The 14,975-nt window shown below is 55.8% G+C and carries 13 protein-coding genes; 4 read left to right on the top strand and 9 right to left on the bottom strand.

Going from position 1 to position 14,975, the window contains the following annotated elements; all coding sequences use genetic code 11:
- Positions 1 to 154: 154 nt before the first annotated feature.
- The 4 genes from ACT3UM_RS14480 to ACT3UM_RS14465 are packed head-to-tail and all read right to left on the bottom strand — an operon-like array spanning position 155 to position 4,402.
- Positions 155 to 694, bottom strand: a complete 540-nt coding sequence (locus ACT3UM_RS14480) for a GDYXXLXY domain-containing protein (RefSeq protein WP_498899912.1) — start codon at positions 692 to 694, stop codon at positions 155 to 157.
- A complete protein-coding gene (locus ACT3UM_RS14475) occupies positions 691 to 1,770 on the bottom strand; it encodes a DUF4401 domain-containing protein (RefSeq protein ID WP_498899910.1) in 1,080 nt (359 codons plus the stop codon). The genes ACT3UM_RS14480 and ACT3UM_RS14475 overlap by 4 nt, the downstream gene beginning before the upstream one ends.
- Entirely contained in the window at positions 1,767 to 2,741 is a 975-nt protein-coding gene (locus tag ACT3UM_RS14470) for a DUF2157 domain-containing protein (protein ID WP_498899908.1), read from the bottom strand. Before ACT3UM_RS14470 ends, ACT3UM_RS14475 begins: the two co-directional genes overlap by 4 nt.
- A 5-nt stretch (positions 2,742 to 2,746) precedes the next feature.
- The gene (locus ACT3UM_RS14465; protein ID WP_498899906.1) at positions 2,747 to 4,402 is read right to left on the bottom strand and encodes an FMN-binding glutamate synthase family protein; all 1,656 of its coding nucleotides are present in this window, start codon (positions 4,400 to 4,402) and stop codon (positions 2,747 to 2,749) included.
- A gap of 169 nt (positions 4,403 to 4,571) precedes the next feature.
- On the opposite strand from ACT3UM_RS14465, the gene msrP reads away from it, so the two are divergent.
- The 3 genes from msrP to ACT3UM_RS14450 all read left to right on the top strand — a co-directional run bounded on the left by msrP (position 4,572) and on the right by ACT3UM_RS14450 (position 8,112).
- Positions 4,572 to 5,588, top strand: coding sequence for a protein-methionine-sulfoxide reductase catalytic subunit MsrP (msrP, locus tag ACT3UM_RS14460; RefSeq protein ID WP_498899904.1), 1,017 nt, complete (start codon positions 4,572 to 4,574; stop codon positions 5,586 to 5,588).
- Complete coding sequence (msrQ, locus tag ACT3UM_RS14455; RefSeq protein WP_498899902.1) at positions 5,588 to 6,205, top strand: protein-methionine-sulfoxide reductase heme-binding subunit MsrQ; 618 nt, start codon at positions 5,588 to 5,590, stop codon at positions 6,203 to 6,205. Before msrP ends, msrQ begins: the two co-directional genes overlap by 1 nt.
- 101 nt (positions 6,206 to 6,306) lie before the next feature.
- On the top strand, positions 6,307 to 8,112 hold the full coding sequence (locus ACT3UM_RS14450; RefSeq protein ID WP_498899900.1) for a S8/S53 family peptidase: 1,806 nt from the start codon (positions 6,307 to 6,309) through the stop codon (positions 8,110 to 8,112).
- An 88-nt stretch (positions 8,113 to 8,200) separates the two neighbouring features.
- Here ACT3UM_RS14450 and ACT3UM_RS14445 read toward each other — a convergent pair whose 3' ends face one another.
- A complete protein-coding gene (locus tag ACT3UM_RS14445) occupies positions 8,201 to 8,779 on the bottom strand; it encodes an NAD(P)H-dependent oxidoreductase (protein ID WP_498899898.1) in 579 nt (192 codons plus the stop codon).
- 183 nt (positions 8,780 to 8,962) lie between these two features.
- Between ACT3UM_RS14445 and ACT3UM_RS14440 the strand changes: the two genes are divergently transcribed.
- A complete protein-coding gene (locus ACT3UM_RS14440) occupies positions 8,963 to 9,865 on the top strand; it encodes a LysR substrate-binding domain-containing protein (RefSeq protein ID WP_498899896.1) in 903 nt (300 codons plus the stop codon).
- Positions 9,866 to 9,874: 9 nt separating this feature from the next.
- On the opposite strand, the gene ACT3UM_RS14435 is transcribed toward ACT3UM_RS14440, so the two are convergent.
- The 4 genes from ACT3UM_RS14435 to ACT3UM_RS14420 all read right to left on the bottom strand — a co-directional run bounded on the left by ACT3UM_RS14435 (position 9,875) and on the right by ACT3UM_RS14420 (position 14,763).
- The gene (locus ACT3UM_RS14435) at positions 9,875 to 10,744 is read right to left on the bottom strand and encodes an alpha/beta hydrolase (protein ID WP_498899894.1); all 870 of its coding nucleotides are present in this window, start codon (positions 10,742 to 10,744) and stop codon (positions 9,875 to 9,877) included.
- A 31-nt stretch (positions 10,745 to 10,775) separates the two neighbouring features.
- Entirely contained in the window at positions 10,776 to 13,073 is a 2,298-nt protein-coding gene (locus tag ACT3UM_RS14430) for a TonB-dependent siderophore receptor (RefSeq protein ID WP_498899892.1), read from the bottom strand.
- Positions 13,074 to 13,267: 194 nt separating this feature from the next.
- Positions 13,268 to 14,242, bottom strand: coding sequence for a FecR domain-containing protein (locus ACT3UM_RS14425; protein ID WP_498899890.1), 975 nt, complete (start codon positions 14,240 to 14,242; stop codon positions 13,268 to 13,270).
- Positions 14,239 to 14,763 (bottom strand): sigma-70 family RNA polymerase sigma factor, encoded by a 525-nt coding sequence (locus ACT3UM_RS14420; protein WP_498899888.1) that lies wholly within the window; start codon positions 14,761 to 14,763, stop codon positions 14,239 to 14,241. The genes ACT3UM_RS14425 and ACT3UM_RS14420 overlap by 4 nt, the downstream gene beginning before the upstream one ends.
- Between the last annotated feature and the right edge of the window lie 212 nt (positions 14,764 to 14,975).

Below are 14,975 nucleotides of genomic sequence, written 5' to 3'. Positions count from 1 at the left end.
CCACTGACAGACTCATTGCCGAGCCAGCCCAGCGTTATCACTGGACTATCCATGTCAATAGAGGGACAAAGTACAGCCTACCTTGCTTGAAGGTGCAAGATGTAGCGGCGTTATGGTAGGTAAAGAACTAACAGTAAACCGTGAAAACCAGGCATTACTTAGCTATTTCGCCTAACTGGTTAAGCTCATCATCGTACATAGCCACCAGCAGCGGCTCGCTCTGGTCATTCACCCTAAACTGCCCATAACGGGCGGCCTCGTAGCGTTCGCCATGCCCCTCCTGGAAGAAGAACGCATCGGTGGCGAAGCGCACTTGGCCACTGCGCAGGCGGTATTTCAGCCGCCGTTCGTCATTGGCTAACGCGCTCCCATCATCCAAGTGTTGAAAGTGCGCGATACGCTGTTCGTCCAAGCGTACAACCACATAGCCATTGCTTGCTTTCTGAGGCTCATCTTGCAGAGCATCGTCTTGTCGAAACAGCGCGCGGTGAATTTGGTTGGCGAGTGCGAAGTTGAGTGCCATATAGTCGCCCTGCATTAACGAACGCGGGTCGACTGGAGCAAGCTCCAGGTAAACGATTTCACCCTCCGCCAAGTGATGCTCCTTCTGCCAAATCGCACCGTTCACCACCGCCAGCACGACAACGGTGGCTAAGAGCACGATCCAGCGACTGTGCTTGGCTTTCAGCCTCATTGTCCGTGCCCTCCCTCAGCAGGCGACGGCATACTTTCCCCTATGCTCAACCATTTGTGTAGCGCTAAACGCAGCGTAAGCAGCACGCCACCGATAATCAGCAGGGTTAGCGCCTTGGTTAACAGCGTCGCGTCCAGCCAGTAGGAATAGCTGCCAATGCCCATCAGCAGCGACAATACCCCAAGCCCCATCACCAGGCGATGGCCCATCGCAAACCCTAACAACACAACGACCAGGCCCTGGCCGACACCAGGCGCAAAGAAACTGATCAACAGCATCGCGATTGGGCTTAGATAGAGCGCCCAATGGGGTTTGGATTGCGCAACGTTATACAACAGCAGCGCCAAAGAGAGCGCTACCAGCACGGCGTTCAAGGGGGCGGACCATGCCAAACTGCTGGGGCTATGGACGTCAAACCAGAAGACGAACGACGGGTGGCTATGCGCTAATCCTTGCATCACCAACAGGCCTAATAACAACCCATAGCCCCACGCCTGTACGACCCGAATACGCCCAGGGCAACGCAACTCATTTAGCCAGAGTAACGTCATCGCCAACAACACGAGCCCACTCGCCACTAACGCCATCGCGCTCATCGCTAGCGCCATATAAAGCGCCAAGCTGGCGGCAGAGGCGGAAAACGTGCGGTGCAGCAGGCTCGGCATTACCAGCGCCAGAGCACTCTGCAAACCAAATAGCGACCACGCCACCAGCGCCCATAATGAAGCCGCAGATTCCCCCCAAAACGCTACCGCGGCCCAAGCGATTAGTAATTGCCCGGCCAAGCTAACCGCCAGCGCCAGGTGTTCAAGCACATCACTGCGTGCGTTGCGAAATAGCCCATAAGCCGCGCCGATCATCGCCAGCCCCAAGCCTAACGACGCCGCCGGGCTCTCCACCACAAACACCACGCCCATGGCGATAAAGCCGAGCAGAAACAGCGCCGCCAACCAGCCGGAAAACGCCTGCAGCACGCGCACAAACCAGGGGGGTTGCAGCGGCGCAGGGGTTACTGGCGCGTTTAACACAATGCCCGCTTGGCTCAGCCTGGCTTTTAAATCGTTAATGCTGTTCATGACTGGGACATCTCCTGATGCAACCGCTTCAGCCAAACCACCGCTCCCGCGCCCATCGCCAGCACCGCGATGGCGATCAGCATCAGACTTCCCTCCTGCCAATCACCCTCCCAGAGCAACAGCCTGGCAAGCAGTAGCGTGGCCACGGTTAATAGCGAAATACAGCCCCCTGCGATCATAAACAGATCAGGCCGCCAGTAACGATAAACGCCATACAGCACTGCCAACCAGATTGGGTAAATCGCCAGCACAGGCGACCACGAGAGACCTACATCAACGATCAACGTCATCATTAACAGCGTTATCGGCACCCCGCTCCCTAGTGCCAGCAAGCGTACGGCCCACTGCCATGGCCAGTCCCGGTAATGAGCGCCCCACTCCCAGACTGCCAAGACCAGGGTATTGAGTGCAAACAGCCCCCATTGAGCGGCCTCACTACTGGCCAAAACGCCAAATGGCCCGCCCCAAGTACGGAAATAGAGCCCAATGGCCAGGTTCAGCAACCCCAGCCACAGCACCCAGAGCAGCTCAAAACGCGCCACCCACACCCAGGGCAGCGTAAGCACCGCCCAGCTAAAAAACAGCTGCCAGGGGTCAGCCCCGGTTTGATACACCTGGCCAAATAGCGCCAAAAGTGCGCCCACCAGCAGCGAAGCAGCCGTTAGTGCTACCCGCTTAACCGTTGGGCTGGCCTTGCCCCAAACAGCAACTCCCACGGCCAGTACCAGCGCAGCCTGCACCACGCCAAAGCGCAACCAGCGGCCCATCTCGGCCCAGTTGTAAGCCACAAAAAACAGCACCGCGAAGCCCAACGCCAGCCCACCCAGCCACAGCAGCAGGCGATCAATAAACACTACCCAGTCACGGGGCGAAGGGCGTAGCCCGGCAGCCTGCACGGCGTGCGCCACCTGGTCAGGTGGAATTACGCCCTGCTCAATCAAGGCCACTAACTCATGGCGTGCTGCAGCCATCGCATTTACTCCAGTTTAGTGAAACGCAGTCGAGCAATCCGAGCAGGCGGCAGGAAAGAGTCTGATCGGGCATCTTCCCAATAGTGCTTGAATACCGTGTGCTCGCACTTTGCATTAAGCAGTTCATTGGGTTTTAAGAAAGTGAATATCTGATCGTAGGACTGAATCTCGTTTTCCGAGACACGTCGGATAATGTGCTCGGGCCCCAGCTCGCTAGGGTGGCTAAGCCCTGCGGCGCCCAGCATTTCCGCCAGCGCTTTTAAGGTATTACGATGGAAGTGGTATACCCGCGCTGTTTTATCGGCAATATCCAAATGGCGGCTGCGGTTGGGGTCTTGAGTAGCTACGCCGCTGGGGCACTTGTCGGAGTGGCAATTAAGCGCCTGAATACACCCCAGTGAAAACATAAAGCCCCTGGCCGAATTGCACCAATCAGCCCCTAGCGCCAGGGTTCGGGCAATGTGAAAGCCGGACATGACCTTGCCCGCCGCACCAATACGAATCTCCTCGCGCAACCCGGCTCCCACCAGGGTGTTATGCACCAGCGTGACGGCTTCGGTTAATGGCACCCCCATACGATTAATAAACTCCAGCGGCGCCGCACCGGTTCCCCCTTCGCCCCCGTCCACCACTATAAAATCAGGCCGCTCACCGCTTTCCAGCATGGCTTTAACGATCGCAAACCACTCCCAGGGGTGACCAATCGCCAGCTTAAAGCCAACCGGTTTACCACCCGAAAGCGAACGCAGGCGGGCAATAAACGCCATCAGTTCCAGCGGCGTCGAAAAGGCCGAGTGAGCAGCAGGGGAAATCACGTCCTGCCCCATGGGCACTTCCCGCGCTTCGGCAATTTCTGCGGTGACCTTGGCCGCTGGCAGTATGCCGCCATGCCCCGGTTTGGCGCCCTGGGAAAGCTTAATTTCGATCATCTTCACCTGATCGTCACTGGCGTTGGCAGCAAAGCGCTCCTCGTTAAACGAGCCATCGTCGTGACGACAACCAAAGTAGCCAGAACCTATTTCCCAGACCAAGTCACCACCGTGCCTGCGATGGTAACGGGAAATAGAGCCTTCCCCGGTATCATGATAAAAACCGCCCTTACACGCCCCCGCGTTGAGCGCCTCAATAGCATTGCCCGAAAGCGAACCAAAGCTCATCGCAGAAATATTCAATACGCTTGCCAGGTAAGGTTGACTGCAATGACTGCCGCCCACGCGAACACGGAAGTCTTCGTTTTCAATAGCGCAGGGGAGGAGCGAGTGGTTGATCCATTCATGCCCCGGCTGATACATATCCAGCAGGGAGCCAAAGGGCTTTTTATCGCTCTCATTTTTAGAACGCTGATACACCACCGCACGCTGCTCGCGGGAAAAAGGCCGTTCATCGAGATCCGATTGAATAAAGTACTGGCGTATTTCAGGCCCGATAGACTCCAAGACATACCGTATATGAGCCAAGATCGGGTAGTTACGGCTGACCGTTCGCCGCGTTTGGCAAAGATCATAAACCCCCAGCCCAGCCAGCATGCCAAAGATCGCCACGCCCCACAGCCACGTTAATGAGAACCCCAACCCCACCAGCGAAACCGCCAGCAGGATCAGGCAGACGACAAAGACAGTATTACGCAGAGGAATACGGGTTAACCCCCGAGCTTCGATCATCAGTACACGAGCTCCTTCTTAACACGCCGCCACAGAGGAAGGCCCTTCAACCGGCGCTATTTAAACGTAATGGATTTGTGTAAGTTCTGGCGAACTTACGACACCCATTGATATCGAATGCAGCATTCACCCCGTATGCTACCCGTACAGGCTCTAGTGGAGACACCTAATGCTAATAAAGATTGCCAAACCGAGTGATTTACACGAATCCGATGTCACGCCGGAATCCATCTACCTCTCCCGGCGGCGCTTTATGGGCGGTATGGCAGGCCTAGGCGCGGGACTCGCCCTATCCGGTCATGCCCATGCCAACGCTGACTACTCGGACGTGCCTGAAGGCGATGCGCCCGCGTGGCTAAAGGAGAAAATCAGCGACACTCAATGGAGGGCCATTACCCCTAGCGACCCAGACAAAGATAAAATCGCCCCCTTTGATGATGCCAGTGGCTACAACAACTTTTTCGAATTCGGCACTGACAAGGGCGACCCCGCCCGCCATGCGGGTAGCCTGGAAACCCAGCCCTGGAGCGTGGTGGTCGATGGCGAAGTCAATAACGGCGGGCGTTTTGCCCTGGAGGACTTCGCCAAGCCCTCACAGTTTGAAGAGCGCATTTACCGCCTGCGCTGCGTCGAGGCGTGGTCGATGGTGATTCCCTGGCTGGGTATTCCGCTGGCGGAAATCATCAAGCGCGCCGACCCCACCAGCAAAGCCAAGTACGTGCGCTTTGAAACCCTGGTAGATCCCGAGCAGATGCGCGGCCAGCGCTCCTCGTTCTCAATCATCGACTGGCCCTACGTGGAAGGCCTACGTTTAGACGAAGCCATGCACCCGCTAACGCTGCTGGCCATGGGCATGTACGGTCGCGAGCTGCCCAACCAAAATGGCGCGCCCCTACGGCTGGTAGTGCCCTGGAAGTACGGCTTTAAGAGTATCAAATCGATTGTGCGCATCTCGCTGGTAGAAGAGCAGCCGGTCAACTCCTGGCAGCAGATTGCCGCCGATGAGTACGGCTTTTATGCCAACGTTAACCCAGAGGTAGACCACCCCCGCTGGAGCCAAGCCACCGAGCGGCGTTTACCCAACAGCCTGTTCAACCCCAACACCATCGATACCCTGATGTTTAACGGCTACGCCGACGAAGTCGCCGAGATGTATGCGGGGTTAGATTTGAGGAAGAACTACTGATGACAACGCAGCACAAATGGCTAGCCTGGCGCGTCGCGGTATTTCTGGCGGCGCTAGCACCGCTGCTGTTTTGGAGCTGGCAGGTGGCGAATAACGCCGCAGGCCCCGAACCGGGGCGCTACCTGCTACTGAATATCGGCATTGGCGCGCTGTGGTTGCTGCTATTCACCCTTAGCCTTACCCCACTGACCAAGCTCACCCGCTGGAAAGGCTTTGCGCTGATCCGCCGCCAGTTGGGGCTCTGGACGCTGGCCTACGCCACCCTACATATGCTTAGTTACGCGCTGTTTATTCTGGGGCTTAACTGGGCACTGTTGGGTAGTGAGATCGTCAAGCGCCCGTATATTATTGTCGGTATGATCGCGCTGATCGGCCTTGCCGTGCTGGGGGCGACGTCCAACAAGTGGTCGATGAAGCGCCTAGGCAAACGCTGGAAGCCGCTGCACAAATTCTCCTACGCCATTTTGGGGCTGGTGCTGCTGCACTTCTTCTGGGTAGTGCGCGCCGATATGCAAGAGTGGGCCATGTATGCCGCCATTGCGGCGCTGATTATGGCCACCCGCCTGCCGCCTGTTGCCCGCTCCCTGCCTAAACTGCGTTATCGTTTTAGCCGTTAAAGCCTCAATAGATACCCTCTCGTACCAAACGGGTTCATGTTCTGTTCAGCTAATGCGTTTATGCTACGTGCAGTCAATTGGATACCGTTTGGAGTAGGGATATGGCAGTAACCTGTTTAGGCGCTGGTCGGCTGGTTTCGGCACTGGCATTAATGTTGATCGGATTTTTGATCGGATCTACCGCGGTTGCTGAGCAGTCTGCAAACGAAGAACAGCCTTTGCGCATCGAGCAACTGCAGCGCTGTGGCAATCTACTGCAATTGGATATGCAAGAGTTCTGTCTTCGCGTCAGTGGGCTTGAGAACAACGACTTTCAGATAAAGCTGAACGGCACAGCGCTTCAGCCAGATGACATCACTCACGATAATGATCGGGTGCGTGTACGCATCAGCAGCGCTGATGCGCAAAGCGGCCCACTGTGGTTTGAGCAGCGTGAGCAGTCCAGCAACCCGGTTTGGCTCAGTCTTAACGGCAGCCACGTAGTAGCCGCCACCGATCAAGAGGTGGCGAAGAACATGGATGACATCACCACCTACGTGGATCTGATCAGCCTGATTATTGAAGAGAGCCACGACGGCGCCGAGGAGGCCCAGCGTTTGGCAGAGAAGTACGACGCCGAAGTCGTCGGTATGATTCCACCGCTCAATACCTATCAGTTGCGCTTGCCCGCCAGCAACCTGGAAGAGCGCGACGCGCTGGTACTTAGGCTAGGCAGCGAAGTGAGCGTGGATGCGGTGGTGGTCGAAGAGTCGGGGGCAGAAGAGAGCATTGAGAGCGAAACGGAAAAGCCGCCCGCTGCGGATAATCAGGAGTGGGCATCGAATCGTTTTCTGGATGCCGTGAACTATTACCAGCGACGCTTATCACGCCAGGGCCACGGCGGGGATATCGAGACGCAGCCCATACGTATTGGTGTCATCGAGCGAGAGGTGGACTTCGACGCGCCGGATTTTACCGATTACCTGGGTGACTGCCGCACTGATTCGTCTAGAACCTGCGTGTACGCCCGCGATGCGGCTAAGCCCGATGGGCATGGCACAACGGTCGCTGGGGTATTTGCCGCGGCCTGGAACGAAGGCGGCAATAGCGGTTTTTTACGCGGGTTGGACGATGTGGGCCCTGGCTTCGACGTGATTGTGGATCGCAACTCAGATGCAGGCATAACGGCTAATGTTGCTGCTTCCGTCAATCTGGTAGAGGACGGAGTACGCGTACTCAACTGGAGTTGGGGCATTCACCGAGTAGGGGCAATCGACATTAACGGGAAAGAAATCGATTCGCTGGTGCGTTCCGGCATCGCCATGAGCGGTTACGAAGAACTGCTCGAAGAGTTCTTCTTATGGCTGCGCCGCGAACACCCCGATGTAGTGGTCGTGAATTCAGCAGGCAACGCGTCGTCATTTTCAGGAAGTGACGATTATCGCCTGCCCTCTTCTTTTATTACCGACCAACTGTTTGTCGTGGGTGGGCATGAACGCAGCGATGAGGATGTGCAGGTTGAAGATCCTCGCTATGTGGTCAAACGGAATGCGTCCAATATCGATATGCGGGTGGATATAACCGCAGCGGCCTGTGTACGAGGCTCTTCCCTGGTAGAGGGTGAGCAAGGCGAAGCCCATTGCGGAACGTCCTATGCAACGCCTCTGGTAGCCGGCCTGTTGGCGGCAATGATGTCGATTGACCCCGAGCTTACCCCGGCGCAATTACGCATGCTGCTTCGCCGCAGCGCCATGACGATCGGTGAAGAGTACGATTTCGAGCCGACAGATGCGGATGATCTAACTGCGCCGATATTGCCATCGGAACGTGCCAACGAGCTGAATCACCCAGATATTGGTCTGTCCGCCCGCCTGGATATGTACAAGGCGCTGGATCTGACGGTGCAAAGCTTGGATCGGGATCGCTAAGTCAGACAAACCGGTCAAACAAAGCCCACTTCGCGAAGTGGGCTTGTCCGAATCAACTACGTTAAGCCCAATACTTTAGCCAAGTGCGTTAGCCAAGTACTTTGCGAAGATGGGCACGATAAGCCGCTTTGTCGCGATCGACATCCGGCATTTTCATCACATCGTTGGCGATAAAGGTCGGCAATGCCTCTAAGCCGATAAACGCCTGCGATTTGTGGAAGGGGAAGTAAACACCATCCACACCACGCCCTTCAAAGAAATTGTCCGGCTCGTCGAAGGCCTCCAAAGGGGCATTCCAGGTCAGCGACAGCATGTAGCGACGCCCTTGCAGCAAGCCGCCACTGCCATACTGTTTAGTCGGGTCTTGCCGCGAGCGGCCATCGCTGGCGTAAAGCGAACCATGGCCTTCTGTGAACACCTCATCGATGTAGCGCTTAACGATCCAGGGCGTTCCCATCCACCAACCCGGCATCTGATACACAATGGTGTCCGCCCATAGGTAGTTCTGCACTTCGGTCTCAAGATTGTAGCCTTGATCAACCACCGTCTCGCGCACCTCATACCCCATTTCCTGCAACGTATTCACTGCCACGCCGTGCAGGGTATTGTTGAGTTCACCGCCAGAGTGGGCAAACGCCTTGCCACCGTTAATCAGTAGAATCTTCATCTAACGCTTTCTCCCAAAGAGGTTCATCATCAAAACTAACCGAATAGGTTTGACGTTAATGGCGCGTATTGTGGGAGTAACAGCGCGGAAAAAGAAGCGACGTAACAGCAAGACTCTTTTGATTTTAAATCAACAATGTTAAACACTCACTAAGGCAAACGGCAGCGCTATGAAAAGCAATTTATGAAAAGCACCCTTGAAGAACAACAAGCCTTTGTGACGGTCGTGGATAGCGGTTCCATCACCGGCGCCGCTGAGCGGCTTGGCATGACCGTTTCCGGGGTTAGCCGTACGCTTAACCGTCTGGAGCAAAAACTTGGCGCCACGCTATTACGTCGCACAACGCGCCGCTTGGAGCTTACCGAAGAAGGCGAAACGTTTCTGGGCCACTGCCGAGCTATTCTTGCCGCCGTGGAGATAGCAGAAGAAGCAATGCTGGATCGCCATAACCAGCCTCAAGGCAGGCTGCGAGTTAACGCCGCCCCCAGTTTTATGCAGTTCGTGATTGTGCCGGTGATTGGCGAGTTCCGCGCCCGTTACCCGGGTATTACGCTGGAGCTGGATACCCATGATCGCTTTGTCGACCTGCTCGAACAGCGGGTTGATCTGGCCATTCGCATCGGCAGCCTGGAAGACTCATCCCTGCACGCACGCTTACTCGGCCATAGCCCGCTGCGCCTTCTTGCCAGCCCCACCTATCTTGAACGCAACGGCGTACCGCAAAATATTGAAGACCTTCAACAGCACAGTTTACTGGGGTTTAACCAGCTAGATCATCTCAATCAATGGCCCCTACTCCGCGCCGACGGCCAACTATTACATATCACGCCATCGCTGGCGGCCTCCAGCGGCAGCACGCTGATAGAGCTGGCCATTGCGGGAGAAGGTATTGTTTGCTTGGCCGACTTTATGACTATTGCACCCCGCCAAAAAGGCACCCTCGTGGACGTACTGCCCGACCACATTGAACCGCAAACCCAAGCCGTAAACGCCGTGTACTACCGCCAAACGACACTTTCCCAGCGCACACGGCTGTTTATGGAGTTTTTGGCCGAACGGCTGCCAGGGAAGTACTTGATCGCTTAAATCACGCAGTCAGCCACCCCGAGTACCCAGAAGCTGTTTGAGAACCCGCGACTCAAGTACAAACGGAATCGACATATGATCTTCGCCCTCTACGCGGTAAAAGCTACTACGCAAACCGTATGCCGAAAGATCTTCAAGCCGCTGATAGAACTGACGAGCATCCTGCTGGTTCTGCAGGGAGTCGTTGTCGGCCACGATCAATGACAAGCTGTGATGAATAACACTGGTCTCTCCGGTTTCAACCTGCTGCCTGAAGTCGCGTTCATGTTTCAACAGGTAGCTATCGTTCCACCACAGGCTGGGGCTGGCAGCGACGATGTGGTTGAAAAGATCCGGCCGGGTAAACAGAGCATAGATTGCAAACATGCCACCAAAAGAGTGACCGTAGAGACTTTGGTGGTGAGCATCCACAGGAAATCGCTCGGCGACGGCTGGCATCAGGCTCTGCTCGATAAAATCCAACAGCTCATCCTGCCCGCCCTGAGGTGGCGTGTTTTGCTCCTCGGCCACCGGCGGTGATAAATCGTAAGAGCGCCGCAGGAAGTTATGCGGCGCTTCGCCGGGATAAGCAATACCCACAATAATGGCCTGGCGGAACGACGCTTGCGCACGCTTGGCCTCATGCAAGGAAGCGAAATAAGCGTTGCCATCCAACACATAGATCACCGGGTAACCGCCGCTGTCGGGCACCTCGCCTTCCGGTTTGCTGATAAGAATACGGTAGGTGGCACCCTGATCGTTTTGCATCGTCCATTCCAGCGTCTGATCAAGGGTCACTTGACGTTCAGCCGTTAAGCTTGGCTCATCTGCGTGCGCTGCCCCTGAGCCTGCCATTAAAGCCAACCCAGCAAACACTAAACTACTCACAAACAGTTTCATGACTCGTTGCCCTCGCGACGCTGTCGCTTCATCACCATTGGTAAGCGATGCTACCAATCAGACTGCGACCGGCACCGCGATAGCAATAGATGCCCTCACAGGAGATATGCTCTTCATCCGTTACGTTAGTGGCGTTGAGGCTGGCACGAACTCCCTGTAAAGAGCCCGCGAAATCATAGTGTGCCGCCATATCAATTAGGCTGTATGCAGAGTTTTTATTGCTGTTGGCATTATCAATGTACTCACTACCGATGTAGCGCACCCCACCGGCAAGATGCAGTCGTTCCAAAGCAGGAACGCGATAGTCCACCCAAAGGGACGCCAGATGGCGCGGGGTATTCGCCAGGTCACTGCCCTCGTTGCCATCATTATCCGCGGTGATTTCGCTGCGGTTGTAGTTGTAGCTTGCAGTCATGCGCAGGTCGTCGGTGACATTCCCGACGGCCTCAAGCTCCAGACCACGGGTACGCACTTCTCCGGTTTGTACTTGAAATAGCGGGTTCTCGAGATCAGTGGTTTTACGATTGGCTTCATCGATCTGGTAGATCGCCGCAGTCAGCATCGCGTCACTGCCCGCTGGCTGATATTTCAGCCCCAGCTCAAACTGCTCACCTTCGGTAGGATCGAAGTCATTGCCGCTGACATCGGTACCGCTCTCAGGCAGAAACGATTGCGCATAGCTGAAGTACGGCGACAGCCCCGAATCAAATGCGTAGAGTGCGCCGAAGCGCCAAGTGTTTTTCTCATCCCGGCTTTCGCTGGCAGTACCGGTGAGGTTGTTGCGAGTCTCGTCACGCGCCCAGTCGCGGCGGATTCCTGCGGTCAAACGCCAGTTATCGAGCTTGACCTGATCCTGTAAATAAAGACCTCTGCGGTGGGCTTTCCCACTGTCGTTTGTCCACACGTTACTCGGCTGGGCTACAGGCTGACTGTAATCCGGGTTATCGATATCGATCGACGGTGCGCTACCACCCGCATAAATAACATCGTTCTCGAGATAGGCGTAGTCGGCGCCTAACATCACCTGGTGCTCCACCTTGCCCTGATCAAATGTCGCCATCAGCCGGGTGTCCGTGCTAAGCGACTCCATCTCTTCGTAAAGGCCGACACTGCTCCGGCTCAGCGTTGTACCGGATAAGGTGCCTGCTGAGAGGTACTGGTTGGTGGTATCCACCTGGCCGTAGCGCACATTTTGCTGCAGTTGCAGTTGGTCACTCCAGCGGTGGTTAAATTCATAACCCAGTGCCCACTGCTCTTGATCCAACTTGTCAAAGTCTTCATCGCTGGACCAAAAATGAGTCAGGTTATCGCCGTCCTGATAAGGACGCGGTGAAGCAGAGGTCTGGCGTTCCTGATACTGGGTAATAAAGGTAATGTCGGTACGATCGCTCATCTGCCAATGGAGGGTTGGCGCTAGTAGGGTGACGTCATTATCCACCTGTTCAATGTCCGTTTGCGCATCGCGCATAACGCCCACTAGGCGGTACTGCACATCGCTGCCCATCTCACCACCCACATCGAACTGGCCTTGCAGATGGTCATGGCTGCCCACCTGCAGTTGCACTTCCTGTGGTGCATCAGCACTAGGACGTTTGCTAACCCGGTTCACCAGCCCACCCGGTGATAGCTGACCATAGCGCATCGAATCAGGGCCTTTGACTATCTCAATACGTTCCAGATTATAGGGCACGGTGGAGTAGTAGGAGAGCCACCCGCTATTGGGTTGGCGCAAGCCATCCAGGAAATCGCCATGATATACCGTCGGATACCCCCTCACCGATATCAAGTCAAAGCGCGGATCCATCCCCGCTGCTTCAACCCGAACCCCAGCCGTATAAGCCACCGCCTGCTCTACTGACGACGGCTGCCGGTCACGAAGCTGCTCTTCGGTGACCACACTGATACTTTGCGCAAGCTCTATCAGCGGTGTATCGGTTTTGCTGCCCGCTGAGGTGCTGTAAGCCAAATAACCGTCACTACTGATTCGGCTGCCTACCACTGCCACGGTATCCAATACCATGTTTTCTGCAGTACCTGCTTTTTCCATTACATAGTCCGCGGCCCCCCGCTTGACCACTCTCAAACCACTGCCCTGAAGCAACTGCTCAAACCCCTCCTCCACGCTATAACGCCCATTCAATCCAGCGCTTTGCAGGTCATCAGTGAGATCAGCGGGGAAGGACAACACAATGCCCGCATGGCTGGCGAACTGGCTCAATACACTGCCCAGCGATCCCGGCTCGATGCTGTATGCCTGCTGGCTAGCAGCCTGTTGCGCCTGCCCGTCCGTTGTTTGCGCCTGCGCTGCCTGTAGGGGCAACAGTGCCATCGAACTCATCAGGGCACAGCCCAATGCGATACCACCAAGCGCACACGTGGGTTTGCCATGGTGGTATCGGAGGGATATGAGTGTCTGCTTGGGGTTAAAGGGTTTGGTCATCTTTATCTCGTTAATTCCAGAATCGGTTGCTTTATCTCTGGGTCGAACGAGATCGAAAAAGGGACAATAAATAATCCAACTTTTTATTCGCTAGATTTGAGGGTTACCCAGTATTGGGTCAGTCGGTCGACGCTAACCGGCAGCGCATTGGCAATGGCTTGCAGCGCCCGGTCGGTATCATCAATAGGGAAAGCGCCTGATACCCTCAGCCCGGCAATGTCGGGATCACAACGCAGCACGCCTGTCCGGTAACGGCTCAACTCTGCTACCAAACGGCTCAACGGCCAGTCCACCGCTACCAGCAGACCGCGTGTCCAGCTATCCGCCTGGGCGGTGGCGGTGGCAACCTCTACAGAGCGTGAGCTCATCTGCGCCTGCTCTCCAGCAACAAGGCGCTGGGTCTTGCCACCAGCCAACTGCGGAATCAACTCGACCTCATCCTCCAGCACGGTGACTTGGGTAGACGTGCCCTGCTTGCGCACGGTAAACACGGTGCCCAACGGCACAACAGTGCCTTGCTCGGTATGCACCTGCAGCGCTTTAGCGGCGGCAACGCCTTTCGCCCCTTGGCCCGTGCGAATAAAGATTTCGCCTTCATAGAGGCGAATCAACCGCGTGGTCGAGGTTTCCACTACATCCAGCGCGGTGGCCGTGTTAAGTACCAATTGCGTACCGTCGGCCAGGGTATATTCGCGGCGCTCGCCCCGTGCGGTGCGGTGACTGGCCATCCAGCTTTCTATTGGCGCCTGCTGCCAGGCCAACGAGCCCAGCGCGCTTCCTGCTGCCAATAAAGCAAAACCACGCAGTACTGCTCGTCGGCTATGCCCCTGGTGCTGTTTGATCTGCAACGCATCGAGCGAAGGGGCACCAGGAATCTCCTGCAGTTGCTGACGCAGTTTTTCTACCTGCTGCCAAGCCCGAGCGTGGGCCGGATCCTCCGCTAACCACGCATCATGGGCGTTTTTTTGCTGTTCGGTAACCTCTTCCGAGCACAGCAGCGCATACCAGCGGGCGGCAGATCTGAGGATATCTTTGCGGGCTACCCGGGTATCGCTCATAGCGGTTCATCGCACATCAGTAGCAGGCAGTGCTCGGTGGCTTTGGCTATGTATTTTTTTACCGAACTGACAGAGACCCCCAAACGCTCGGCGATTTCGGCATAACGAAGACCTTCCAGGTGGCAAAGCAGAAACGCCTGGCTGACCTTTTTGCCCAGCCCTTCCAACATTTCATCGACCTGAAACAGCGTCTCCAGAATCAGGGCCTGCTCTTCCGGCGAGATAAACACCGGCTCGGGTTGCTGCTTCAGGGCTTCCAGCCAGGCTTTTTCCAAGGCATCCCGACGCACAAAATCCACCCACACCCGGCGGGCAATGGTGGTCAGAAAGTTACGCGGTTCATGGAGTTTGCTAATTTTGTCGGCGTTACTCGGAGAGGTGAGAATGCGCAGAAAGGTATCCTGAGCCAGATCAGCCGCCTGCCAGCTACAGCCCGTTTTGCGCTGCAACCAGTGCTGCAACCAGCCATGGTGAGCACTGTACATCTCAGCCAGCGGCGTACTTTTAGCTGAACCCGGCATTCTCCCCCCCCAAACGATCAGCAAACGGAGGGTAATTCTAATAACAGCATTCAGTTAATACAAATCATTATTATTTTCTTTACACTAACTATTGCTCTCGCTAGTGGTGACCGACTTATTGAGTGCCAGTGTTTCGGCGATGGCGGCCATACACTGCCTAAACGTCACCATCAGTTGAGTCGATGAACATAATTCTCGCTTATGCGAGATCT

It is taken from the genome of Halomonas sp. AOP13-D3-9, assembly GCF_052379125.1.
GTDB lineage: Bacteria > Pseudomonadota > Gammaproteobacteria > Pseudomonadales > Halomonadaceae > Vreelandella.
The sequence above is the reverse complement of the archived record's forward strand: the minus strand, read 5'-3'. Positions and strand labels throughout refer to the sequence as shown.